This is a genomic window from Nocardioides albidus, assembly GCF_006335005.1.
GTDB lineage: Bacteria > Actinomycetota > Actinomycetes > Propionibacteriales > Nocardioidaceae > Nocardioides > Nocardioides albidus.
The window spans coordinates 360658-385611 of sequence record NZ_VDMP01000027.1 but is presented as its reverse complement, the minus strand read 5'-3'; the positions used below and the strand labels follow the sequence as shown (position 1 = coordinate 385611).

Below are 24954 nucleotides of genomic sequence, written 5' to 3'. Positions count from 1 at the left end.
GCCTCTCCTCGTACCGGCCCACTCGCCCCCTCGCGCGGATCTCCCCCTTTCCGGATCCCGCGAGCCGCACGGTGCGGTGGCAACGCTCGACCGCAGCGCTGTCACCGCACAGGTCCCCCCAATGAACGCGTCCCCCGTGACGCGAGAACCGATCGAAAGACGACCGACGACGTGAGAACCGATCCACCGATGACGAGAACGGCTGCCTCCGCTCTCCTGGCCGACGGCATCGCGGCCACGGGAGTCGACGAGCTCTCCCTTCCTCACATCGTCATCACCGTCGACGTGCCGACGTCGGTGGTCACCTACAGCGGTCCGTACGCGAACGCCCTCGAGGCCTCGGCCGCGGCCGAGGCGGCGCGTTGCCGACAGATGACGCAGGATCCCGGCTGGGAGGTCACGTTCAGCGTCGCCCCGCTGTGCGGGCCCGCCGACGACGGGCACCGGGTGGACCGCCCGGCCGAGCGATGCGACTCGGGTCCAGCCGCGCCCCAGCACGAGACGGGCGCGAGTCGTGGGGCGCGGGTCAGCGTCTACCTGCTGATCAGCGAGCACGGCCTCGACCGTGGGATCAGCGACATCGTGGCCACCGACCCGGAGATCCGGATCGCCGGTCACGCGGACAGCGCTCCACGTGCCGTGCGTGAGATCGAGAGGTTGCGGCCGCAGGTGGTCCTGGTGAGTGGTCGATTCGCCGACGGCTCCGTCGTGCAGGCATGTCGGGACATCCGTGCCATCGATCCGGCGATCAGGACCCTCGTCCTCGCCGGGGACGGGGACTCCGACCTGATCTCGACCGCCCACGTCGCGGAGGTCGGCGGCATCGTCCTGAACGATCTCAGTGGCCGATCGCTGCTTCCCGCGATCAAGTTCGTCGGCAGCGGGCACATGCTCCTGGACTCCACGGTCGCCCGCAGATTGTTCGACCAATGGGTAGCCCGCCGCAGAGTGCCGGACGGACTGTCCGCGATGACCCAGCAGCAGAGCAAGGTCTTCCTTCTCCTCGCATCGGGAATGAGCAACAAGGAGATCGCCGATCGGCTGTGCCTCGCCGAGAAGACGGTCATGAACCACGTCACTGGCGTGCTGACGTGCCTGGGAGTCGACAGCCGGGCCCAGGCCGCCCTGATCGGACACAGCATGGGGATCGGGGCCTGACGCGTCCATCCTGACGCTGGTCTCGGAGTCCACCCGCGTCTCGCGACGCTCGCGACGCCGCCACCCCATCGCCGGAACCTCTTATCATCCGTGGTCCGGAGCGCGCAGCGTTTCGGAGGAAGGAGGTACGACGGACGGCAGCCGTCCTCTCGGTGCGGGGCGTACCCGAGGTGTGGGTCCACCCCTCGGAACGAAGGCGTCCGGTCGTGCCCGAGACCGGAAAAGAGATGGACGTGAGGAACGACGACGTGGATCCGTCGCCCGTGACGTGGATGCGCCACCTGAGGCCGGACGCGGATGTCGACGCGACCGCGTGCGGGGAGGAACTGCTCGTCGAGTGCCGCCAGACCTTCGGCGAGCACTCGGAGGGGGTCGTGGCCTGGGCCGTCGGCTGCACCAGGTCGTCCATCGAGCGGGCGTTCGAGGAGTTCACCGGCCAGCCACCGACCTCGGAGGCGCTGCTGGCTGTGCGGCGCGAGCCCGAGATGGCGGTGATCCGATGTCTGCTGTACGTCGCGACACATGACGTTCGGTATCTGGGAGCGAGCAACGAGATTCGGTCGGTGATCCGCCACTACGTCCACCATCCGCTGCCCGAGGGCATGTTGATCCAAGGCGTCCACCTCTACCACCGGATGGTGGTCTCCGAGCTCCTCCGCGCCGTCGACGCCATCCTCACCGCCCCCGACGAGAAGGGGCGCGCGATGCGGGAGCTGTCCGACCGGGCCTTCCACTACTGGAACGTCCTGGCCACCGAGGTGAGCGAGGCCTACGGCGAGGCACGACGCGAGTGGTCGCGATCACGCGACGCGGAGCGCGAAGCCTGGGTGAAGAGCGTCTTCCTCGGCAGCGCCGACATCGACGTCGCAACACAGAAGCTGGGATACCGGTTCCGGCTCACCCACACCGGCATCGTCGTGTGGAGCCCACGGATGGCGATCGACTCGGCCGCCTTGGCCGACCTGACGGCGAAGCTCCTGCGCGCCGCCGGCGCCATCGACATCCTGGTGCTTCCCGATGGTCACGGTCGCGTGGTCGCCTGGGCGGCGGCGAACGGCCCCCTGGCGCTGGAGGACATCGACCGGGAGCTGCCGCCGACGATCTGCCTGGCCTTCGGAACCCCCGGACGGGGAGTCGACGGATTCCGCACCACCCACCGCGAGGCGCAGGCCGCGATGCACATCTCCTCCCTGGCGAGAGCATCTGTCGGCGGGTCCGGGGCCACGGGGTACGGCGACGTGGAGCTGGCCTACCTCCTCGCCTGCGACGCGCGCCTGGCCCACACCTTCGTCAGGCGCGAGCTCGGTCCACTCTGTGACAGCGACGACCGGACCACGGCGCTTCGCCAGACCCTGGCCCAGTATCTGGCCTGCGACGGCAGCGTCGCTCGGGCGGCGCGGGCCCTGCACGTGGCGCGGAACACCGTGGGGAACCGGATGAACCGGATCAAGGAGCTGCTCGGCGCGGAACGGCTCGCCGAACGGCGGCTGGAGATCGAGTGCGCCCTCCGGGTCATGGACGCGGTCGGTGTGCTCGACCCGGAGAAGGCCGCCGAGCCGTCGGAGTTCAGCGCCGAGCGCCACCCGTCGCAACACGGCACCGACGGCCGGTTCGACGTGGCCCGCTCGCCGACAGCGGTCATGCGATAGTCCGGCCACGCACGGAGCCCGTGCCGGGAAGACTCCCGGCACGGGCTCCGTGGGTTCAGACGCTCAGCGCGTCACGACCTCAGGCCGTCCTGTCGCGACGCCCCAGGACCAGTCCGGCACCGGCCAGGACCAGGCCGACGCCCAGGGGCATCAGCCAGCCCGCGGGACCACCGGTGTTCGGCAGACCCGAGACCGCGGCGTTCTTGACCTCGTCCTGCTTCTTCGGCGGGTTCTTCGTCTCCTGGACGCCCGCGACCTGGCAGACCACGCCGGAGTCCGGCGGGCTCACCGCGAGGGCGTAGGTGAACGTGGGCTTGTCACCCTCGAACACCTTGCCCAGCTTGGCGATCAGCTGGATCACGCCGTTGACCACCGACACCGTGTAGTCCGGCGTCTCCACCGGGATCACCCACGTCGCGTTGCTGGTGACACCCACCGGGTTGCACGGGTCGTTCGCCGTGATCGCCGGAGCGACGAGGCACTTCACCCCGCTGTCGGCACCGAGCTTGACGACGGCCGTCTTGACGTAGGTGACGTTGCCGTCGACCACCTCGAGCTCGAAGTAGTTGATGCCGGTCGCGGTGAACGTGATCTGTCCGGCGACCGAGGTGTCGGCCGTCCACTTCCCGTCGGAGGGCGGCAGCGCGCCGAACGCGACGTTGCTGGTGACACCCGGCGGGTTGCAGGGGTCGGTCTGCGGCACCTCGGGCACGTCGAGGTCGACGGGGCAGCCGCCGTTCTCGAGGATCTCGTCACCGGGCTGCTCGTTGCCGACCGCGAAGCGGATGGCGACCGAGGCCTGAGCGTCGTTGAACGGGATCGGGAAGTCGCTGTCGACCACCTGGTCCCAGGTCTTGCCGATGCTCGTCGGGTCCGCGGCGTTGACGCTCACCACGATGACGTGGTGCACGAGACCCTGCGGGGTCGTCACCCACTTGCAGACCACGACCTTCTTCGGGCAGGCCGTCTTGTTGGTCTCGACCACCGCCGGATACTGGTACGTCGTCGCACCGCCGGGGAAGGTGGCCGGCGCCACCGCGTGCAGCAGGATGCTGCCATCGGCGAGCGGGGCGTCCGCGGTGTAGTCCGGGCTCGCCGGAACCGCCTCGTAGTGGGCGTTGCCGGTGCCGCACTCGTCGATCACGTCGAGGTCGGGCGGGGCGATCTCCGCGGGACAGGCGGTGTTCGCGTCCACCGGAGCGGGGAGCACGACGGTGACCTGCGCCGGGAAGAACACGAACCGCGGGTAGTCGGCGACCAGAGTCACCGAGCGGTCCAGGCTGCGCAGGACCGTGAAGGCCCCGGCCGGGGAGATGTCGATCACGCCGTACACGTCGTTGTTCGGGCCGCAGTTGACGATCACCGGAGGGGTGGGCACGAGCAGACGGACCGGGCAGTTGGCCGCGATCACCTCGGGCGTGTCCGCCGGCTGCTCGTTGCCGACGGCGAACCGGATGGCGATCGAGTCCTGCGCGTCGTTCGAGGACCACGGGAACGTCGGGGCCGCCGGGAACCCGGGGATGGCGTTCACGCTGCGCACGATGATGTGGTCGGCACCGCCGGGCGGGGTCGACGTGTACTTGCAGACGACGACCTTGGCGTCCTCTTCGTCGTCCTTGGCCGCGGCGGCGGTGAAGGTGTTCTGAACGGGCTGGTTGACGACCTTCTCGGGCTCGGTCTTGGCCGGGCTCTCGGCCTCGGGCGCCTTGTCGTCGGCCTTCTTGCCGGCCTGGTCGTCGGCCTTCTTGTCCTGGTCGGTCGGAGCCTCGGGCTTCGGGTCGGGCTTCTCCTCCGACTCGTCCGGGCCGGAGTCGGCGGGCGGCGCCGGCTCCTCCTTGGTCGGCTTCTCCGCGGGCGGGTCCGACGGCGCGTCCTGCTTCGGCTCGGCCTGCTGGGTGGCGTCGTCCGCCGGAGCCTGCTGCGACGTCTCGGTCGACGTGTCCGACGGCGTGTTGTCGGCGTCGTCGGCGTACGCGGGACCACTGAGGACAGTGCTCACCACCACGACGGCGGGCAGCAGCAGCGCGATCGAGCGACGACGCCGGCGGGCCGCCTGGGCCCTGGCCGGCTCGGGATGGCGCCGCGTACGGCGCGAGGAGATATTCATGATGGGACCCCTAGTGCTCGCGCCGATTGGGGTCGACGCGATCGTTGCAAAGGTGATGGCACGGGCGGTCCGAGGAGCCACGATTCAGCATCGGCCCTGACGTCCACGCCCCACCGCGAACTCAGGTCCGACAACCTCTCGCTCCCGTCGCCCGCACTCCCGAGACGGAAGGGACGACCGGAACCCGATATTGCACCTTAGGCAGGACCAAAGTCCCGGGTGTGGCGAATCAGGTTAAAACGGCCGGATCGGAGAGAGATTTTACCTACGCGTGTGACCGCCGCCACAGGATCGCCCGTGGGAGGTCCAGGACGCTGCTGAACACTACGGGCGCAGCCAACGCTCCCCCGGTGCCGCGTAGCCGCGCGGATCGTTCAGCAGGGTCCTAGACCAGCACGGCGAGCGCGGCGCCGTATCCGTCGGGTACGACGACGTCGCGCACCCTCCACGCACCCAGGGAGCGGCCGGCGGCGTCGTCGGTGCCGAGGTAGTCCAGGTGGGGGTCGCGACCCAGGCCGATGCCCAGGCCCTTGAGGTAGGCCTCGGTGCGCGACCACGCGCGGGTGAAGCGGACCGTCGCCCGCCCCCCGTCGAGGGTGCCGTGCGCGGCCGCCGCGATCTCGTCGTACTCGTCGGGGTGCAACAGCTTGGCGAGTGCCACCGGGTCGTCGGGATGCCGCTCGACGTCGACGCCGACGGGTCGGTCGGCGACCGCGACGAGGACCTGGCCGGGCGTGTGGCTCAGCGAGAACTCGATGCCGGACCGCTCGGCGCGCGGGCGACCGTGCGGCTCCCCGCACCCCGGGCACGGATGGCGGCCCCACACGACCTTCTCCGGGGGCGTGTCGGACAGCGCGCCGACGACCAGCCGGGTGGCGACGTGGGCGATGACGTAGGCGCGCCGCAGCTCGGCGCGGACGTACGACGACGCCTGCTGCCGCTCGCCCTCGTCGAGCCACTCGCGGGCGACCTCGAGCTGCTCGTCGCCGACGGTCTCCGTGGGCACTCGCCATACGCCGACGCCGTCCGAGGGCAGGACCACGGAGGTGTTGAGCACGGACTCGAGGACGACCGGGACCACCGGCTCCTCCCCGGGTTCCGGAACAGCCTGCGCCACGTCGCGAGTCATCACTCCCGAGGTTAACAAGGCCTCCCTCACCCGGGCGTCGGCCCGCCGTCCGGGTCGGCGCGTCGCGCCTGGGCTATGGCGTCCTCGACGACCGAGTTCAGCCGGGATCCGTTGGGCCAGCCGTCGTAGTGGCAGGCGAGGATGACCAGCTCGCGCAGCGCCTCGGCGTCGAGCTCGCCGTTGGCGAGCGCGGCCGGGACCTGGATGCCGAGCACGTCGTTCGCGCGCTGCCCCACCAGCAGGCCGATGAGGAAGAGGCGCCGGTCGCGATCGGAGAGACCCGGGCGGTTCCAGATGTCGGCGAAGAGGTGGTCGGCGGTGTAGCGGAAGAAGTCGCCCTCGCCGTCGGCCAGGTCGAAGCCGTAGACCTCCTCCATCCGGCGCAGCCCCCGGGCGCGCACCTCCGGCAGGTCGTCGAACTTGTCGCTCATCGCAGGCCCAGTCCCTTCGCCAGTCGTGGCAGCGCCTCGCGCGCCAGTGGTACGTCGACGCCGAGCTCGTCCGCGAGGGCGACCGCGAGGCCCAGGTCCTTCTCCCCCAGGGCGGCCACGTGGGCGAGGACGCCGTGCCAGAAGTCGTCCTCGGCGATCGGCGCCGTGGTGGTCCGGTACATGATCGCGCCGGGTCCGCCGGTGATCGCGTCGGTGTGCCGCACGACCTCGCCGAGCACGGCCAGGTCGAGGTCGGCGGCCTCCGCGAGGCGCTGGGCCTCGGTGACGGCGGTGAAGGCGACGAAGTGGATGAGGTTGCGGGCCAGCTTCATCCGGGTCCCCGACCCGAGCGGGCCGGCATGCACGACCTTGCAGCCCATCGCCTCGAGGACCGGCCGCGCGGCGGCGAAGTCGGCCTCGGCGCCGCCGACCATGATCGCCAGGCTCCCGTCGGCCGCGCCCATCGCGCCACCGCTGACCGGGGCGTCGAGCACCCGACGCCCGGTCGCGGCCAGCTCCGCCGGGGTCCCGGGCGCGACCGTGGAGTGGATCACCAGCAGCGTGTCGTCCGGTACGTCCGCCGCCACCGCGCGGACCTGGTCGTCGTCGCGCACCATCACACACACGACGTCCACGCCGAGCTCGGCGACGCTGCCGGCCGCGGTGGCGCCGGCGGCGACGAGCTCGGCGACCGGGGCGGGCGCGACGTCGTACACCTGGAGGTCGATGTCGTCCGTGGCCGCGAGCCGCAGCGCCATCGGCCTGCCGATGTTGCCGAGGCCGACGAAGCCGACGCGTGGGGTGTTCATAGCCGGAAGGTCTGGCCGCCGTCGACCGCCAGGATCTGGCCGGTGACCCACGACGCGTCGTCGGAGAGCAGGAAGAGCAGGGCGCCGACCATGTCGTCGACCGAGCCCATCCGCTTGATGGCCAGGCTGTTGCGGACGATGTCCCTGGCGGCGTCGCCGGCCTGGGTGCGGGTCGCCTCGGTGTCGGTCGGCCCCGGCGCGATCGCGTTGACCCGGATCCGCCGGCCGCCGAGCTCGTGGGCGAGCTGCTGGGTGAGGCTGTTGATGCCGGCCTTGGCCAGGCCGTAGAAGCCGGAGTAGAGATAGGCCGCCGTCGAGCTCTGGTTGACGATCGCGCCGCCGCCGCGCTCGGCGATCTCGGGGTACACCGCTCGGGTCATCACGAGCGCACCGTCGAGGTTCACGCTCATGAACCTCCTGTAGTAGTCCCAGTCGACGCTGACCAGCAGGTCGAACTCCATCGCCCCGTAGATCGCGGCGTTGTTGACCAGATGGTCGATGCCGCCGTACTCGGCGACGGTCGCGGCGACCAGCGCCTGCGCCGACGCCTCGTCGCTGACGTCGCACGACACGAACATCGCCCGCCCGCCGTCCTCGGCGATGGACGCCGCGACCTCGGCCCCGGCCTCCTCGTCGAGATCCGCGACGACGACCGCCGCGCCCTCCCCCGCCAGCGCTCGCGCGTACGCCTCACCGATGCCCTGGGCCGCGCCGGTCACGACGGCGACCTTGTTCTCGAACCTCATGTCCCAACTTCCTCATCCGTCACAAGATTCACCGGCCGGCCGGTGAAGCTCCCGCGCCCTCACGCGGGGAACGCCAGCGTCTTGGTCTCCAGGTACTCCTCGAACCCGGCGACCCCCATCTCCCGGCCGACGCCGGACTGCTTGTAGCCGCCGAAGGGGGCGTCGGGGCTGAACCACACGCCGCCGTTGACGGCCAACGTCCCGGTGCGGATCCGGGCCGCCACCGCCGTCGCCCGCTCCAGGGACGCCGAGTCGACGGAGCCGGAGAGGCCGTACGGCGAGTCGTTGGCGATCCGGACCGCGTCGTCGTCGCCGTCGTGCGCGATGACCACGAGGACCGGGCCGAAGATCTCCTCCTGCGCGAGGCGCGAGGAGTTGTCGAGGCCGGCGACGACGGTGGGCTGCACCCAGAAGCCGGGGCGGTCGATCACCGCGCCGCCCGTCGCGAAGGTGCCGCCCTCGTCCACCGCGAGCGAGAGGTACGACGCCACGCGGTCGCGCTGGGCGGCCGAGATCACCGGGCCGCAGATCGCGCCCGGGTCCTGCGGGTCGCGAGCCCCGATCGACTCCATGGTCCGCGCGGCGACGGCCACCGCCTCGTCGTACCGGTCGCGCGGCACGATCAGCCGGGTCGTGATGGCGCAGCCCTGGCCGGCGTGGATGCAGGCCGCGAACGCGGTCGCGCCCGCAACGGCGGCCACGTCGGCATCGTCGAGGGCGATCGCGGCCGACTTGCCACCGAGCTCGAGGAAGACCTTCTTCAGCGTGGGCGCGGCGGCCGCCATGATGGCGCGACCGACAGCGGTGGAGCCGGTGAAGGACACCATGTCGACGCGCGGGTCGGTCGACAGTACGGAGGCGACCTCGTTGGAGCGCGGCGTCACCACGTTGAGGACCCCCGCCGGGATGTCGGTGTGCTCGGCCACCAGGCGGCCGAGCTCGGCAGCCAGCCACGGGGTGTCGGGCGCGGGCTTGAGGACGACGGTGCAGCCGGCGGCCAATGCGGGACCGACCTTGGCGAGGTTGATCTGGGTCGGCACGTTCCACGGCGTGATCGCCGCGACGACGCCGACCGGCTCGCGGCGCACGGTACGCCGCGAGGGGATCCCCATCGGCGCGGCGACGCCCAGGTCCGTCTCGAACGCGTAGCCCTCGGCCAGGTCGGTGACCCACCGCAGCCCGTCCACGGGTACGTCGAAGCCGGCCGCCCCCATCATGAAGCCGGGCATGCCGACCTCGGCCGTCGTGAGCGCCCGGAACGCGTCGGCGTTCTCCAGCAGCGCCGCGTGCAGCTGGCGCAGGCAGCGCACCCGGAGCGTGCGGTCCGTCGACCAGCCGGACTCGTCGAAGGCCCGGCGCGCGGCGGCGATCGCGGCGTCGACGTCGGCCGCCGTACCGTCCGGGGCGGCCCCGATCTCGGAACCGGAAGCAGGGTCGAGGATCGGGTACGTCGCCCCGTCGGACGCCGCGACGAGCTTGCCGTCGATCAGCTGCTGGGCCGGTGGCGGCAGCGCGCTCACGGGGCGACCTCCTCGACCACCGCAGGGGCCTGCGTGACGTACTTCCCGGCCTCGACCGGCGGAGGCCACACGGTCGAGGGCAGCTCGTCGAGGTGGTAGTGCCCGGGCACGCCGTGTCCGGTGACCGACATCCGCTGGAGCAGCGTGTCGGGCGCCTTGCCCGCCTCGATGATCTGCAGGAAGGTGTGCGCGGTCGACGGCATGTCGAACCAGTCGCGCTGCCAGTCGATCTTGACCTGACCTGCGTCGGCGCCCGCGGTCACCCGCTTGAGCCCGAACCACGAGCCGCCGAGACCGAGGATCTCGTACTCCTTGCCGGTGTCGTCGAGGATGCCCGAGCGCTGCTTCCAGAAGCCGACGACCATCGCCTTGTGCTCGTCGATCACGGTGCACACGTAGTCGTAGTGCCAGCCGTCGAGGCCGTCCATCTCGATCCCGATCGCCCAGTCGCGGATCTGGTCGCGACCGACCGCCATGAAGTGCTCGTCGGGGGCATACATCCAGCCGTACGTCGCGTCCTCGGCATACCAGTCGGCCATCGGCCGCCAGTCGCCACTCGCCTCCGCCCGGCGGTTGACGTCGAGCCAGGAGTCCCAGAACTCCTCGATCTCGGCACGGGACAGGGTCATGAGTCCTCCTCGAGGGACAGGGCGAAGGCGGGGCAGTACCTCACGGCGGTGGTGACCTCGGCGCGCAGCGCCTCGTCGGGGTGCTCGTCGAGCACGACGACGACGTCGGCGGTCTCGTCGAAGCCGAAGACGGTCGGGGACTCGCCCTGGCACAGCTGGTGCCCCTGGCAGAGGTCGGTGTCGGCCACGACCCTCATCGAGCCCGCCTCCGATAGCGGACGCGCGCGGGCTGCGCCAGCTGGATGACCATCTTCGTCACGTCGTCCCGGTAGGACTCGAGGTCCTGGACGGGCTCGAAGGAGAAGTCGCGCAGGAGCACCGAGAAGATCGCCTTCAGCTGCATCATCGCGAAGGCGTTGCCGACGCAACGGTGCTTGCCGGCGCCGAAGGGGATCCAGGTCCAGCGGTTCTGGAGGTCCTCCTGACGCGGGTCGACGTACCGCCCCGGATCGAACGCGTCGGCCTTCGGGAAGTCGTCCTCGATCCGGTTGGACACCCGCGGCGAGGCGGCGACGAGGGTGCCGGCGGGGATGGTGTGGCCGAGCAGGTCGAAGTCCTCCTGCACCAGGCGCATCAGGATGACCAGCGGCGGGTGGAGGCGAAGCGTCTCCTTGAGGGCGGCCTCCAGCACGGGGATCGACCGCAGCGCCTGGAAGCTGACCTCCGCCCCGTCCGCGTAGAGATCGTCGAGCTCCGCGACCACCGAGGCCATCACGTCGGGGTGGCGCAGCAGCTCGATCATCGCCCACGACCCCGTGCCCGACGAGGTGTGGTGGCCGGCGAACATCATCGAGATGAAGATGCCGGTGATGTGGTCGGCGTCCATGCCGACCGCGATGAGCACGTCGAGGAGGTCCTGCTCCTCGCGCGGCACGGCCCCTCGCTCGAGCCGGGCGTCGAGGATCGCCTGCACCTTGCCGACGAGCTCCTCACGGGCCCGGTCGCGGATCCGGAAGCTCTCGATGTCGGCGTACGGGTCGACGTACGCGATCGCGTCGGTGCCGTGCTCGAGACGGTGGTAGACCTCGGCGAACGTCCCGTCGAGCTGGTCGCGGAACGGCTTGCCGATCAGGCAGGAGCTCGTGGTGTAGATGGTGAGCTCGGCGAAGAAGTCGAGCAGGTCGATCTCGCCCTCGTCGCCCCACCCCGCGACCATCCGGCGGATCTCCGCCTCGATGGTCTGCGCGTGGCCGCGCATCATCTCGCCGCGCAGCGCCTGGTTCTTCAGCATCTGCTGGCGCTCCTCCGGCGAGGCGTCGAAGACGACCCCCTTGCCGAAGATCGGCGTCATGAAGGGGTACGCCGCGGCCTGGTCGAGCACCTCGTCCGGCGCGCGGAAGAACGCCTCGTTGGCCTCCGCGCCGCTCACCAGGACGACCTGCCTGTCGGCCAGCCGGAAGCGGCCGATGGCGCCGCACTCCTCGCGGACGCGGTGGAAGAGGGCGATCGGGTCGATCCGCATCTCGGGCAGGTGGCCGGTGCCCTTGATGATCGCCGGCACCTCGGGGCTCTGGTCGTCGAGGACGGTCGAGACCTCGGGGATGTCGGCGAGGGTCACGGCTTCTCCACGGGGGCTTCGGGGTTCACGTCGACGGGGCTGATGTGCACGCCCCGCGGCGCGCAGACGACGGTGACGATCGCGTCCGCGATCGCGGTGGCCTCGAGGAAGTGGGAGTGCCGCGCGTGTCCCCACCTGACCCACTCGGTGAGGACCTTCGCGCCGGCCTCGGCGTCCCAGTCCGAGCCCATCTCGGACCACGTGGGCCCGGGGCGTACGACGGACGCGCGGACCCCGGATCCCTCCAGCTCCATCCGCAGCGCCTCGACCAGGCCCTCGAGGCCGGACTTCGTGGCGCTGTAGCCGCGCATGAACGGCCGGGCGCGGAGGGCCGTGTCGGACGAGACGAACACGAGGTCGCCGCGCTGCCGCTCGACCATGCCCGCCCCGAAGGCGCGCAGCAGCCGGTGCGCGCCGAGCACGTTGACGTCGAACTCCGCGACCAGCTGCTCGGTCGTGGCGTCGAGCAGGCTGCCGGGGGCGAGCCGGCCGGCGTTGCAGACCACCACCTCGACGTCACCGAGCTCCTTCGCCACAGCGCCGGCGAACCTCTCGACCGACTCGGTCGACGCGACGTCGAGCGCGTGCACGAACGCCTCGCCTCCGTCCTCGCGGATGGCGGTCGCCAACTCCTCGCACCGCTCGACGCGCCGGGCCCCCAGCGCGACCGGGAAGCCCGCCGCAGCAAGGGCCTTCGCCGTCTGCGCGCCGATCCCCGAGGAGGCGCCCGCGACCACGGCGGGCCGGCGGGCGGGGTGCGCGGGCTTGGGCATCACGCGCTCCTCGAGGAGAAGGTGACCGGCAGCGAGGCGAAGCCCCGCACGCTCGTGGAGTGGACGCGGGCGGCGCGCTCGGCGTGCACGTCGAAGCCGTCGACGCGGCGGACCAGCGCCTCCAGCACGACCCGGGCCTCGAGCCGGGCCAGGTTGGCGCCGAGGCAGAAGTGGCGTCCGGTGCCGAAGCTGAGGCTCTGCGACAGCTCGGCCGGGCGGCGGTGGATGTCGAAGGTCGCCGGGTCGGTGAAGACCCGCTCGTCGCGGTTGGCGCTGCCGAGCAGCACCAGCGCCTTCGATCCGGCGGGGATCGGCATGCCGCCGACCTCGACGTCCTCGACGACGTAGCGCGCCAGCATCTGGCTCGAGGTGTCGTGACGCAGTGTCTCCTCGATCCACGCCGGCACCAGGCCGGGGTCGGCGAGCACCTGGGCCTGCTGGTCCGGGTGGGCGGCGAGGTGGAGGAGCGCGTTGCCGAGCAGCTTCGTGGTGGTCTCGTTGCCCGCCACGACCATGAGGAACAGGAACGCGATGATCTCGCCGTCCCGGAGCCGGTCGCCGTCCACCTCGGCCGCGACGAGCGCCGAGGTGAGGTCGTCGGTGCGGCTCCTGCGCCGGCGGCGCACCATGTCGCCGTAGTAGTCGAAGAGCGCGAACGAGGCCTCCATGCCTGCCTGTGGCACGTCGCGCAGGCCGTCCTCGCGGTGCACGAGGAGGTCGGCGAGTCGGCGTACCTCGTCGCGGTCGGCCACCGGGACGCCCATCATCTCGGAGATGACGTCCATGGGCAGCAAGCCGGCGAGGTCGCCGATCCAGTCGGCCGCACCGCGCTCGGCGGCGGCCGCGAGGGCACGGTCGAGGTAGTGCTCGGTCAGGGCCTCGACCTCGGGGGTCAGCTCGCGCACCCGGCGCGGGGTGAACGCCGCCGAGACCAGCCTGCGGATCCGCGACTGCTCCGCGCCGTCGAGGGCGAGGAAGCTCATCACCCGATGGGCATCGGGGTTCCACGCCGACGCGTCGAGCGAGACCCCCATCCGGTTGGAGAAGGCGACGTCGTCGCGCAGCACGTCGAAGACGTCACGGTGGCGGGAGATCACCCAGATGTCGTCGTCCTCGGCGTGGAAGACGGGCGCCTCGTCGCGCAGGCGCTGGTACGTCGGGTAGGGGTCGTCCTGGAAGGCGTAGTCGTACGGGTCGAAGAGGAGCGGTGCCCCGGTGGTCGTGGTCATGGGTTGCCCCGGAGGATGACCTCGGCCGCGGAGGCGAGGCGCTCGGCGATCTCGTCGTAGGTCATCAGGCCCATCCCTGCCTGCAGCAGCGCTCCGGAGAGGGTCAGCACGAGCACCTCGAGGACGGCGGGGTCGGCGGGCCGCCCGGGCTCGGCGAGCGCCGCCTCGAACCGGGCGAGGAACTCCGCACCGATGCGCAGCCGCAGCCGCGCGACGTCGGGGTCCGTGCCGAGCAGGGCGGGCGTCACCGCCGCGGCCAGCTCCGGCTCCTCGACGATCCGCGCGGTCAGCGCCCGCATCGTGGCCTGGAGCCGCTCGATCGGCGTACTCCCGACCCCGTGCCCCGCCTCGGCGGAGCTGAGGTGACGCCAGAACAGCTCGGCGAAGAGGTGGTTCTTCGAGGCGAGGTAGGTGTAGGCGGTCGCCGGCGACACCCCCGCCCGTTGGGCGACCGTGCGGACCGTGAGCGCCTCGTGGCCGACCGCCCGCAGCTCCTCGAGCCCGGCGGCGAGCAGCCTCTCCACCGTCTCGGCCCGGCGGGGGTTCAACCCCTGGCGCGGCGTCTCGAACACCTGACTGGACATGTGTCCAAACTAGGCATGGCAAGTCCTCCGCGCAAGGCATTTCGAGAACGTGTTCTCGCGATGCCTAGCGTGGGGGCACTGACGCAGCAGTCAGGGGCGCAGTGCGTCCCGGCCCGGCCCGCCCCGCAGGCGGTCGCGACCGCGGCCACCCACGAGAAGGTCGTCGCCCAGCCCGCCCCACAGGCGGTCGGCACCCTCGTTGCCGTAGAGACGGTCGTTCCCAGCGTCGCCGTGCACCAGGTCGTCGGCACCGCGGCCGATCACGAGGTCGTCACCCGGCCCGCCATGCAGGACGTCGGAGCCCGGGACGGACCGCACCGCCCGCTGGCCGGCCAGCCCGCCGCCGACGACCACATCCCTGCCGGCGCCGCCGTCGATCCGGTCGGTGCCGAGACTCCCGCGCAGCCGGTCGTCGCCGGGCCCGCCGCAGATCACGTCGTTGCCCCCGCGGCCCTCCACGACGTCGTTGCCGGGCCCCGCCCAGATCACGTCCGACCCGGCCGTGCCGCGCAGAACGTCCGCGCCCGGCGTACCCACCACCGTGGCGCGCCGGCCCTGGCACCGGCGCCCCGGCGCGGGCGGCATGGGCGGAGCGTCGGCCCGGACCCAGTGCGCGTACAGCGTGATCCCGCCCGGGGGCGCCGCGGCGCCGAAGTCCCAGGCGTCGCCGCCGGCGGGCGCCGTGAACCAGCCGGCGAAGGAGTATCCCGGCCACGTCGGGTCGGCCGGCTCGGTCACGACGCAGTTCGTTCCGACCGTGGCGGCGACCCGCGCCGCACCCGTGTCGTCGTTGACGTCGAGCAGGACGCCGGGCGCAGGGAGCGTGGCCACGACCGAGCCGTTGCCGTCGCTACTGTCGTTCAGCCCGGTCGACGAGGGCGGTACCACGGTGTAGGAGCCGCCGCCGCCCCCGCCCGCACCGTAGAGGGCGTCACCGCCACCGCCGCCACTGAACCCACCACCACCGCCACCGCCACCATTGGCCGCACCGCCACCACCGCCACCGAACCCCCCGGTCCCGCCCGTGGCCCCCGTGTACACATAGCTGCCGCCCGCGCCGCCCGCGCCACCCGCCGCGACACTGCGACCGCCGCTGCCCTTTCCGTATCCTTCGGCCAGTTCCGCACCGTCAGCACCGTCTCCGACGAATCCCCCACCACCACCGGCAGCGGCACCTCCATCACTATTGCCGAAGCGGCCGCCGGCTCCGCCGGCACCTCCGTCACCGCCGGCCCCGCCGTACTCGCCCCGAGCCGTTCCGCCCGCAGTCCCCGTCATGCCGTCCCGGCCACGGGCATCGAGGCCATCGTTCTCGATCCCCGCGCCGTACCCACCCCCACCACCTCCGCCGGCAGCGGCCAGCAGCCCGTCCACCGTGGGATCCGCGTAGATGAAGGAGCCGCCGCCGCCCCCTCCGCCGCCATAATCACCCGGGGACTGGCCCGGAGACGGACTCCAGAACGACAGGCCGCCGACCCCGCCCACCAGGACCGTCAGCACGCTCCCCGGCTCGACCGGCAGGTCGGCGACGTCGAGACGCGCACCGAGGCCCGGGCCCTGGATGTGGGCAAGGTGGGAGAGAGAATCACCACCATTGGCGCCGACGACCGACAGGTCGAGGTGATCGACCCCGGCCGGGACGTGCAGGACCTGCAGCGCCCCGGTGTACGCGAAGGTCAGGACCCGCTCCTCCCCGAGGGAGCAGGCGGGCGCCGCGACGGCGCGCCCCGGACCGGGTACCACCGCCAAGGCGGCGGCCAGGCCGAGTGCGGCAGCGACAGCGGTGCGACGTGGGGCGTGCGAGAGTCCCGAGTGCATGGCGTTCAACTCCTGGAGCAAGGAGGCGGCCGGCCCGACCCGGCCACGCAGTTGCGGCATTCAATCATCGGAAGATCTGGCGCGTTGTGTGTTCAGTAGAACCTGCGGCACACCGGCCTCCGGACAAGGGTCCCGTCATGATTCCGAAAAAATAGAACGCGTTCTAGGGTGGCTCCATGCGCAACGGGATCGTCCTCTTCACCTCCGACCGCGGCATCACGCCGGCCCGGCTGGCCCGGGCCGCCGAGGAGCGGGGCTTCGACACCATCTACGTGCCCGAGCACACCCACATCCCGGTCCGCCGCGACGCGCTCCACCCGACCGGCGGCGCGGAGCTGCCCGACGACCGCTACCTGCGCACCCTCGACCCGTGGGTCTCGCTCGCGCCCTGCGCGGCCATGACGACCCGGATCGGCCTGTCCACGGCGGTCTCGCTGCCGGTCGAGTCCGACCCGATCACCCTCGCCAAGACGCTCGCCACCCTCGACCACCTCTCCGGCGGCCGGGTCACCCTCGGGGCGGGCTTCGGCTGGAACACCGACGAGCTGACCGACCACCATGTCCCGGCCGATCGGCGCCGGACGGTGCTCAAGGAGTACCTCGAGGCGATGCGGGCGTTGTGGACCCAGGACGAGGCGTCGTACGACGGCGAGTTCGTGTCGTTCGGACCGAGCTGGGCCTATCCGAAGCCCCCGCAGGGCCGGATCCCCGTCATCATCGGCGCCGGCGCGGGACCGAGGACGATGCGGTGGATCGCCCGGCACGCCGACGGGTGGATGACCACGCCGACCTCGACCGAGGTGGCCGCCAGCGCGGAGCTGCTGCGCAAGGAGTGGGCCGAGGCCGGACGCGAGGGCGAGCCCGACGTCCGCGTCCTCGTCGCCAAGCGGCCCGCCCCGGAGGACGTCGCCGACTGGACCGCCGCCGGCGCCTCCGAGCTGATCTGGGGCGTGCCCGACTCCGACGAGTCCGGTGTACTCACCTACCTCGACAAGCTGGCCGGCCGGCTGGGGCTCGCGTGAGCCGGTACGCCGACCTGTCCCGCGAGCAGCTCGCGACCCTCGTCCCCGAGCTCCTGCTCATCGGCCAGCTCATCGACCGGTCCGGGATGGCGTGGTGCATCGCGGCGTTCGGGCGCGAGGAGATGCTGCAGATCGCGATCGAGGAGTGGGCGGCGGCGAGCCCGGTCTACACGCGGCGGATGCAGCGGGCCCTGGGCTACGCGCCCGCCGTACCGGGGCAGGGCGACGTCGTCACCATCTTCAAGGGGCTGCAGCTCGACATCGGCGCTCCCCCTCAGTTCATGGACTTCCGCTACACCGTCCACGACCCGTGGCACGGCGAGTTCCGTCTCGACCACTGCGGCGCCCTGATGGACGTCGAGCCGATGGGCGAGGAGTACGTGCGCGGCATGTGCCACGACATCGAGGACCCGACCTTCGACGCGACCGCCATCGCGACCAACCCGCACGCGCAGGTCCGCCCGATCCACCGCCCCCCGCGCAGTCCCGACGACCGGGCGGCCGGCCGGCTCCCCCACTGCGCGTGGACGGTGACCATCGACCCGTCGTACCCGGAGCCCGAGCCGGTGCCGGCCCTCGAGGTCAACGCGCGCTCCCGAGCCGCGCTGCTCGAGCTCGCGGCCATCGACCCGGACGACGAGGGCCGGGCCGACTACGGCGGACCGCTGCTGTCCGACGTCGACTTCGGCGCCTTCTCGCACTCCGCGCTGGTCCGGATCGCCGACGAGGTCTGCCTGCAGATGCACCTGCTGGACCGGGCGTTCGCGCTCGCCGTGGCCGACCGGGTGGAGACCGAGGCCGAGCTGGTCGAGCTGCGGCGCAAGCAGCTCGTCGGCATCGCCGGCATCGGCGCCGAGCGACTCGCCCTCGCTCTCGACCTGCCCCGCGATGCTGCCGGAGCCCTCCGGGCGATCCGGCTGCACCCGCTGCTCAACCCGGCCGCCTATGTCAGCGCCGCGGACGGGCCCGGGGAGATCCGGGTGACCCCCGGACCGGCCGACGAGGACGAGGCGTGGATCTCGCTGTGCGGCCCGGCCTGGCCGGACGCGCTGCGGGCGATCGCCGGCGCCGTGGACCCCCGTCTCGACGCGAGGCTCACCGACGCGCCCGGTGGCGGGTGGCGGGTGAGCGTCACGACCGGCGAGGCGCGGCCCGAGGCCGAGGAGGTCACGGTGACCCGGTTCAGCACCGGCGCGACCTTCGCCTTCCAGCCGCGCAGGTCGCTGCCGATCACCCCGCTCTGAGCGCTCACCTGCGATCGTCCGTCAGCGGGCCAGCCCCTTCTCGATGGTCGCGATCACCTTCGGGCGCAGGTCGCTGGCGGCGATCACCTCGTCCACCGAGCCCACCTCGACCGCGCGGTGGATGTTGTGGACGCCGTCGAACTCGGCGGCCACCTCGGCGATCTTGTCGGCGCGCAGCTGGGCGCGCAGCTCGGCCAGCTCGACGACGAGCGCGCCGCGCTCGCCCTCACCCTCGCCCGCGTGGTCGATCCGCTCCTGGAGCGCGGCGACGCGCGGGTCCGCGGCGGCCCGCTTGGCGACCTCGGCGGCGAACACCACGGCCGCGGCGGGGGCGCCGCCGAGCACGGAGGCGTAGGAGCCCTCGATGGCCAGCACGGTCATCCGCGGGTTGAGCTGCTTGGAGAACACCACGAACGCGCCGCCGTGGTAGCGCGAGATCACGCAGAACACGATCGGTCCGTCGAAGTTGACGATCGCGCGGCCGATCTCGGCGCCGTACTCCAACTGCAGGTTGCGCATCGACTCCGGCGAGCCGTCGAAGCCGGACAGGTTGGCGAGGACGACGAGCGGTCGGTTGCCGGACGCCGCGTTGATCGCGCGGGCGACCTTCTTCGACGAGCGCGGGAACAGGGTGCCCGCGGTGTAGGTGTCGGGGCCGTCGGTGGGAGGGAAGCCCGCGCGCGGGACCGGCTTGGACTCGATGCCGATCAGGGTGACCGGGTAGCCGCCGATCCGGGTGTCGACGGTGACCGCCGTGTCGGCGTCGGCCATGCCGGCCCAGCGCTCGAGCATGTCGTGGTCGGCGTCGGCGAGGGCCCGCATGACGGTGCGGATGTCGAAGGGACGCTTGCGGTCGGGGTTGTGCTCGGCGGAGAAGATCTCGCCGACGGTGGCGAAGTCGCCCGAGTGGGGGTACGACGACACGTCCCGGTCGACCGGGTCGCTGGACGGCGCGCGCCGCGGCCCGCGCTCGCCCGGGGCGACGTACGTGTGCTCGTAGTGCGCCATGAGCACGCCGAACGCACCGGCCAGGTCGGGGACCCAGTACTGCGCCTGGCCGTTGGGGCCCATGACGCGGTCGTAGCCGCCGATGCCGTGGTTGTCCTCGGCCGAGACGCCGCCGGAGAAGTCCAGGGACTGCTTGCCGGTCAGCACCATCGCGCTGTCGGGCGTCATCACCAAGATGCCCTTGGTGTGCATGAGCATCGTCGCCTCGGCGTTCCAGTAGGGCTGGGCGCCGACGTTGATGCCGGCGACGACGATGTTGATCTCGCCGCCGTCCTGGGTGAAGTTGACGATGCGGCGCAGCGCGGCGGCCACCCAGTCCATGTTCTCGGTGCCGCTCTCCATCGAGATCCGGGCACCGGCCGAGACCGCGAACCACTCGACCGGCACGCCCATCTGCTCGGCGAGGTCGATGGCCGCGATGATGCGGGTGCACTCGGGCTCGGAGACCGCGCCGAGGGACTTCAGCGGGTCGCCGCACAGCACGACCCGGGTGATGCCCTCGGGGTAGAGCGGGGTCGGCGTGGTGACGACGGCGACGATCATGCCGGCCTTGTTCTGGCCGGGCTCGCGCTCGACCGGCACCAGCCGGCCGGTGTCGTCGAGGTCGTGCTCGACGAGCGTGCCACCGCCGGCCAGCACCCGCTGCAGCTCGTAGGGGTAGACCAGGCCGCGGCGCCGGGCGCGCAGCACCTTGCCGGCGTACTCGTCCATAGGGGCGAGCGGCTCGGTCGGCGGCTCGATGACGTCGGCGACGACGCCGGCGCCGGGCTTGGCGTGGAAGCGGATCGCCAGCGGGACGGGCGCGCCGCCGTCGGGGCCGGCGACCCGCCCTTCGGCGAGCACCTCCTCGATGCCCGCACCCTCGCTGAGCGGGGTGATCTTGCCCTGGAGCGCGGTGAGCTGGTCGAGGTCGGCCTCGATGACCGGCCAGACGGTGACCCAGACGTGGTTGACGTCGAGCTGGGTGCCCGCGCGGCCGCGGGCCGTGCGCACCCGGCGGATGGCCTCGAGGCAGTTCTCGACGGCACGCTCGGCGTGCGGCAGCGCGATCACCCGGCCCTCCTCGTCGCGCACGACGGCGAGCTGGCGGACCTGGGCGGCCGCGACCAGGCGGCGGTCGGCCGGGTTGGCACGCGCCACGCACTCGTAGAGGAGGACGTCGTCGGGGGCGGGCAGCCGGGTGACGTCGAACTCGCGCAGACGCCACAGGTTGAGCCGGCGCCCCACCATCGGGTGCATGCCGCGGACGAGGGTGTCCTCCACCAGGCCACCGGTCGGGTCGCCGCTGTCGCGGTTGTCGCGGCTGTCGCGGCGGAAGGTGAAGTAGTCGACCTGCTGGGGCGCGGCAGGCGAACTCCTGGCCGGCGAGCATCCGCGCGACCTCGGCCGACAGCTCGTCGGGGTCGGCGGGGGCGTCGGGCCAGCGCAGGTAGATCTCGATGACGTCGTCGTGGTCGGCCGTCAGCACGGCACTGATCGCCGTGCCGAGTGCGCTGTCGGGATCCGCGAGCTCGGTGACGTCGCCGAGGGTCGACACGACCCGGGTCGCGCCCTTCTCGTCGGTGGCGTACTCGGCGTACACGACCGGGCGGCCGGCGTGCTCGTCGGCGCCGGTGACCGTCAGGTCGTGCAGGTCGTACTCGAGGTAGTGGCGGCGGATCAGCACCTCGAGCAGCGGCTCGCGGGCGGGCAGGCCGTCGACGAGCCGGTCGCGGAGGAAGCCGACGAGCTGCTCGGGGATCGCGGTCAGCGCGTCGATCCGCGCCTCCCGGTCGGGAGCGCCCGGGTCGGTGAGCGCCTCGACCTCGGCGGCGACGCCCTCGAGGACGGCGCGCCGCTCGTCGTCGACCAGCGGCTGGTCGAACCAGCCGAACCGGACCGAGCGGGCGAGGTCGCCGACGACGGCGAACCGCAGCTGGGTGGCGCGGACCATCCGCTCCAGCAGCGCGCGAGCGGCCGCGGCGTGCTCGGCCGGCGGCGGCGGGTCGCCGAGCCAGCGCTGGAGCACGCCGATCGCGATGTCGACGTCGGACGGGTGCTGCTGGGCGAGGAAGATGCGGAACACCGCCCGCTCCAGCTCCGGGGTGCGCTCCAGGTCGGTCACGCCGTAGTGGGCGAGCACGCGCTGCAGCTTGTCGCGGAAGTGGTCCGGCAGCGCGCCCCGGTCGGGGTCGAGGCTGCGCAGGTAGGTGTGGAAGTGCTCGCGCGAGCTGTGCACGCGCAGCTCGGCCGGCGGCTCGTCGCCGGCGGGCCGGTTGCGGCTGAGCTCGGCGAAGTCGGTGAACAGTGACAGCAGGTCCATCTCGGCGCGCAGGGTGTCGCCGGCCGAGGCGGTGTCGCGAGCGGCGAGGTGGTGGGCGAGGTGCTCGGCGAGCAGCGCCTGACGGCGGTCCTCCTCGACGTCGTACCCCAGCAGCTGGCTGCGCAGGTCGGCGAGCGCACCCTCGCCCGAGGCGGCAGCGGGCTCGGGCAGGTCGAGGTCGGCCAGCCGGGCGGTGTTCGCGCCGGCGGCGTCGGCCGCCTCGGCGTCGGCGATCGGCTCGAGCCGGACCAGCGGCGCGCCGGTCTCGACCTGGCTGCCGACGCGGACGAGGAGCTCCTTGACGCGTCCCGTGAACGGGGCGGCCAGGGCGGTCTCCATCTTCATCGACTCCAGGACCAGCACCGGATGGCCGGCGACGACCTCGTCGCCGACGGCGAGCGGCGTCGAGACGACGAGGGCCGGGGCGGGCGAGCGGACCATGCCGCCCTCGTCGTGGCTGATCCGGTGCATGACGTCGTCGACCTCGACGAGGTGGACCGGCCCGTGGCTGGAGGTCACCAGCCGGAACCGCCGGCCCTCGACGCTCAGCCGGCCGTGCACCTCGTCGATGCGGTCCAGGATCGCGGTGACGGTGCGCTCCTCGCCGCCCGCCGCGACGGTGACCTGGTAGCGCGAGGGCCCGGTCTGGCGCACGGTCAGGGCGTACGTCGCCCCGCGCAGCTTGAGCTCGATCGTGCGCGACGGGTCGTGCTGGATCTGCGGCCGGCCGCCCTGGGCGGTCTGCAGCAGGCGCGCGATCTCGGCGCGCTCCTCCTCGTCGTACGCCTCGATCGCGGCGGCGACCAGGGCGACCCCGGCGTGCCGGGCGGCCTGCAGCCGGCCCTCGCCGCGGACCCGGTCGATCCACCCGGTGTCCGCCCAGGCGGGCGTGCCGGTGGTGACCTCGGGCTGGTCGAGCAGGTCGAGGATGAAGCTCTTGTTGGTGGCGCCGCCGTCGATGACGACGGTCGTCTCGCTCATCGCGCGCCGCAGCCGGGCGAGCGCCTGGTCGCGGTCGGCGCCCCAGGCGATGACCTTGGCGATCATCGAGTCGAAGTCGGCGGGGATGGTGTCGCCCTCGGCGACACCGGTGTCGACGCGGATGCCGGGCCCGGCCGGGAACTCCAGCCGGCTGATCCGGCCCGGCGCGGGCGCGAAGTCGCGGTCCGGGTCCTCGGCGTTGAGGCGGGCCTCGACGGCGTGGCCGCGCTCGGTGGGCCGGTCGCCGCCGAGCGGGATGCCGCGCGCGACCTGGATCTGCAGCGCGACGAGGTCGGTGCCGGTCACCTCCTCGGTGATCGGGTGCTCGACCTGGAGGCGGGTGTTGACCTCGAGGAAGGCGAAGGTCTTCTCGCCGGGGTGGTAGAGGAACTCGACCGTGCCGGCGCCGGCGTAGCCCACGGCGTTGGCCAGCCGCTCCGCCGACGCCTTCACGTCGGCGGCCTGGACGTCGGTCAGCAGCGGGGAGGCGGACTCCTCGATGACCTTCTGGTTGCGGCGCTGCACCGAGCAGTCGCGCACGCCGATCGCCCACGCCGTGCCCTGCCCGTCGGCGATCACCTGGACCTCGACGTGGCGGGCGTCAGTGACGAGCTTCTCGAGGAACACGATGCCGCTGCCGAACGAGCGCTGCGCCTCGTCGCGGGTGCGCTGGTAGGCATCGGTGAGCTCGTCGGCCGACGTGACCTTGCGGATGCCGCGCCCGCCGCCGCCGGCGGTGGCCTTGAGCATGAGCGGGTAGCCGATCCGCTCGGCGCTCGCGAGCGCCTCCTCGAGGCTGTCGACGCCGCCGCGGCTCCACGGCGCCACGGGTACGCCGACCTCCTCGGCGATCAGCTTGGAGCCGATCTTGTCGCCGAGCTTGCGCATCGCCTCGGCACTGGGGCCGATGAAGGTGACGCCCAACCGGTCGCACAGCTCGGCGAAGGCCGGGTCCTCGGCGACGAAGCCCCACCCGACCCAGGCCGCGTCGGCCCCGGTCCGGGTGAGCGCGTCCTCCAGGACGGCGAGGTCGAGATAGGGCCGGTCGGCGGCCGCGCCGAGCAGGTGGGCCTCGTCGGCCTCGCGCACGAACGCCGCCCCGGCGTCGACGTCGGTGTGCAGCGCGATGGTGCGGATCACGTCGTCCGACGTGTGCCGGGCGTTGAGGTCACGGACGGCGTGGATGAGCCGCATGGCGGCTTCTCCCCGGTTGACGATGGCGATGCGAGAGACCTGTGGCACGCTCTCGACCCTTCCATCTCGCGCAGGGCCGGGGACAGTCGAGATCCCACAGCGTTCCCGAGCGTTCGTTGTCGGCAGCATCCAGCCGCCGAAAACTGCAAGGTTCTATTCGCCGGACGCTCACACCTCTGTGTCCCTACGATCACGCCATGACGGTCTCGGGTGCGCCCGCGGACGACGCGACCCTCGTCGCGGGCGTCCTGGCGGGCGACCGGCAGGCGTTCGCGGGCGTCTACGAGAGGTACGCCGACCGGCTCCACGACTTCGCCTACTCGATGCTCCGCAGCCGCGAGGAGGCGGCGGACTGCGTGGCGGACTCGTTCGTGGTGATGGCGGAGAAGGTCGGCCAGCTGCGAGATCCCTCGCGGCTGCGGCCGTGGCTCTACTCCGTGGTGCGCAACGAGTGCCTGCGCACGCTGCGCGGCCGGGCCCGCGAGGCCCACGACGAGGAATGGCTCGAGGCCATGCCTGACGACGCGAGCGGACCCGAGCAGCAGGTCACCGACACGGCCGTGCAGGAGGAGCTGCGCGAGCTGGTGTGGGCCGCGATCGAGGGCCTCAACGACCGGGACCGCGCGCTCCTCGACCTCCACCTGCGCCAGGGCCTCGACGGCGCCGAGCTGGCCGCCGCGATGGACGTGACGCCGGCGAACTCCTACGTCATGCTCAGTCGCGCCCGCGACCAGGTCGAGCGCTCCCTCGGCGCGCTGCTCATCGCGCGCCGTGGCAGCGAGCTGTGCGCGGACCTCGCGGGGATCCTGGGCGACTGGGACGGTCGCTTCTCCCCGCTCATCCGCAAGCGGGTCGCCCGCCACATCGACAACTGCGAGACCTGCGAGACCCGCCGGCGACTCATGGTCAGCCCGCTCGCCCTGCTGGCCGGGGTCCCGGCCTTCGCGGCGCCGGCCTCGCTCCGGGATCGGGTGCTGGGCGACGAGCGCCTGGTCTCCTACTACGTCGACGACCCGGTGCTGCCGGCGGCCGGGCCGCCCGCCGGCGGGGCGGGAGGCGGGGC

20 protein-coding genes and 2 pseudogenes are annotated in these 24954 nt (G+C 72.3%); 6 read left to right on the top strand and 16 right to left on the bottom strand.

What is annotated here, in order from left to right; all coding sequences use genetic code 11:
* Positions 1-189: 189 nt before the first annotated feature.
* On the top strand, positions 190-1158 hold the full coding sequence (locus FHP29_RS20185; protein WP_139624646.1) for a LuxR C-terminal-related transcriptional regulator: 969 nt from the start codon (positions 190-192) through the stop codon (positions 1156-1158).
* A gap of 248 nt (positions 1159-1406) precedes the next feature.
* Positions 1407-2807 (top strand): PucR family transcriptional regulator, encoded by a 1401-nt coding sequence (locus FHP29_RS20180; protein ID WP_139624645.1) that lies wholly within the window; start codon positions 1407-1409, stop codon positions 2805-2807.
* Between the two features lie 79 nt (positions 2808-2886).
* On the opposite strand, the gene FHP29_RS20175 is transcribed toward FHP29_RS20180, so the two are convergent.
* The 13 genes from FHP29_RS20175 to FHP29_RS23160 all read right to left on the bottom strand — a co-directional run bounded on the left by FHP29_RS20175 (position 2887) and on the right by FHP29_RS23160 (position 16200).
* Entirely contained in the window at positions 2887-4914 is a 2028-nt protein-coding gene (locus FHP29_RS20175; RefSeq protein ID WP_139624644.1) for a hypothetical protein, read from the bottom strand.
* 385 nt (positions 4915-5299) lie between these two features.
* A complete protein-coding gene (locus FHP29_RS20170; protein ID WP_139624643.1) occupies positions 5300-6043 on the bottom strand; it encodes a 4'-phosphopantetheinyl transferase family protein in 744 nt (247 codons plus the stop codon).
* A 26-nt stretch (positions 6044-6069) separates the two neighbouring features.
* A complete protein-coding gene (locus FHP29_RS20165) occupies positions 6070-6474 on the bottom strand; it encodes a carboxymuconolactone decarboxylase family protein (RefSeq protein WP_139624642.1) in 405 nt (134 codons plus the stop codon).
* The gene (locus FHP29_RS20160; protein WP_139624641.1) at positions 6471-7283 is read right to left on the bottom strand and encodes an NAD(P)-dependent oxidoreductase; all 813 of its coding nucleotides are present in this window, start codon (positions 7281-7283) and stop codon (positions 6471-6473) included. Before FHP29_RS20160 ends, FHP29_RS20165 begins: the two co-directional genes overlap by 4 nt.
* Entirely contained in the window at positions 7280-8029 is a 750-nt protein-coding gene (locus FHP29_RS20155; RefSeq protein ID WP_139624640.1) for an SDR family oxidoreductase, read from the bottom strand. The genes FHP29_RS20160 and FHP29_RS20155 overlap by 4 nt, the downstream gene beginning before the upstream one ends.
* Positions 8030-8088: 59 nt before the next feature.
* Entirely contained in the window at positions 8089-9549 is a 1461-nt protein-coding gene (locus FHP29_RS20150; protein WP_139624639.1) for an aldehyde dehydrogenase, read from the bottom strand.
* On the bottom strand, positions 9546-10178 hold the full coding sequence (locus tag FHP29_RS20145) for a nuclear transport factor 2-like protein (RefSeq protein WP_139624638.1): 633 nt from the start codon (positions 10176-10178) through the stop codon (positions 9546-9548). The genes FHP29_RS20150 and FHP29_RS20145 overlap by 4 nt, the downstream gene beginning before the upstream one ends.
* Positions 10175-10375: a ferredoxin gene (locus FHP29_RS20140; protein ID WP_139624637.1), complete on the bottom strand. Its 201-nt coding sequence runs from the start codon at positions 10373-10375 to the stop codon at positions 10175-10177. The genes FHP29_RS20145 and FHP29_RS20140 overlap by 4 nt, the downstream gene beginning before the upstream one ends.
* Positions 10372-11736 carry a cytochrome P450 gene (locus FHP29_RS20135; RefSeq protein ID WP_139624636.1) on the bottom strand — a complete coding sequence of 455 codons (1365 nt, stop codon included), beginning with the start codon at positions 11734-11736 and terminating at the stop codon, positions 10372-10374. Before FHP29_RS20135 ends, FHP29_RS20140 begins: the two co-directional genes overlap by 4 nt.
* Positions 11733-12509: an SDR family oxidoreductase gene (locus tag FHP29_RS20130; RefSeq protein WP_139624635.1), complete on the bottom strand. Its 777-nt coding sequence runs from the start codon at positions 12507-12509 to the stop codon at positions 11733-11735. The genes FHP29_RS20135 and FHP29_RS20130 overlap by 4 nt, the downstream gene beginning before the upstream one ends.
* The gene (locus tag FHP29_RS20125) at positions 12509-13738 is read right to left on the bottom strand and encodes a cytochrome P450 (protein WP_139624634.1); all 1230 of its coding nucleotides are present in this window, start codon (positions 13736-13738) and stop codon (positions 12509-12511) included. Before FHP29_RS20125 ends, FHP29_RS20130 begins: the two co-directional genes overlap by 1 nt.
* Entirely contained in the window at positions 13735-14322 is a 588-nt protein-coding gene (locus FHP29_RS20120; protein ID WP_139624633.1) for a TetR/AcrR family transcriptional regulator, read from the bottom strand. Before FHP29_RS20120 ends, FHP29_RS20125 begins: the two co-directional genes overlap by 4 nt.
* 90 nt (positions 14323-14412) lie before the next feature.
* On the bottom strand, positions 14413-16200 hold the full coding sequence (locus FHP29_RS23160; RefSeq protein WP_139624632.1) for an InlB B-repeat-containing protein: 1788 nt from the start codon (positions 16198-16200) through the stop codon (positions 14413-14415).
* A gap of 116 nt (positions 16201-16316) precedes the next feature.
* Here FHP29_RS23160 and FHP29_RS20110 point away from each other — a divergent pair, with 116 nt between their 5' ends.
* Positions 16317-17162 (top strand): LLM class F420-dependent oxidoreductase, encoded by an 846-nt coding sequence (locus FHP29_RS20110; protein ID WP_139624631.1) that lies wholly within the window; start codon positions 16317-16319, stop codon positions 17160-17162.
* The gene (locus FHP29_RS20105; protein ID WP_139624630.1) at positions 17159-18406 is read left to right on the top strand and encodes a hypothetical protein; all 1248 of its coding nucleotides are present in this window, start codon (positions 17159-17161) and stop codon (positions 18404-18406) included. The genes FHP29_RS20110 and FHP29_RS20105 overlap by 4 nt, the downstream gene beginning before the upstream one ends.
* 21 nt (positions 18407-18427) lie before the next feature.
* Here the strand turns inward: FHP29_RS20105 and FHP29_RS23020 are convergent, their stop codons facing one another.
* Together FHP29_RS23020 and FHP29_RS23015 are read right to left on the bottom strand one after the other, a co-directional pair.
* Positions 18428-20125, bottom strand: a complete 1698-nt coding sequence (locus tag FHP29_RS23020) for a carboxyl transferase domain-containing protein (RefSeq protein ID WP_338036854.1) — start codon at positions 20123-20125, stop codon at positions 18428-18430.
* Between the two features lie 234 nt (positions 20126-20359).
* Positions 20360-20689, bottom strand: a pseudogene (locus FHP29_RS23015) (hypothetical protein); the annotation flags it as partial.
* 175 nt (positions 20690-20864) lie between these two features.
* On the opposite strand from FHP29_RS23015, the gene FHP29_RS23010 reads away from it, so the two are divergent.
* Positions 20865-21704, top strand: coding sequence for a hypothetical protein (locus FHP29_RS23010; protein WP_240044633.1), 840 nt, complete (start codon positions 20865-20867; stop codon positions 21702-21704).
* A 312-nt stretch (positions 21705-22016) separates the two neighbouring features.
* Here the strand turns inward: FHP29_RS23010 and FHP29_RS23005 are convergent.
* A pseudogene (locus FHP29_RS23005) lies at positions 22017-23891 on the bottom strand (acetyl/propionyl/methylcrotonyl-CoA carboxylase subunit alpha); the annotation flags it as partial.
* A 197-nt stretch (positions 23892-24088) separates the two neighbouring features.
* On the opposite strand from FHP29_RS23005, the gene FHP29_RS20095 reads away from it, so the two are divergent.
* Positions 24089-24954: RNA polymerase sigma factor (locus FHP29_RS20095; protein ID WP_139624629.1), on the top strand; the 866-nt coding region annotated here is incomplete at its 3' end.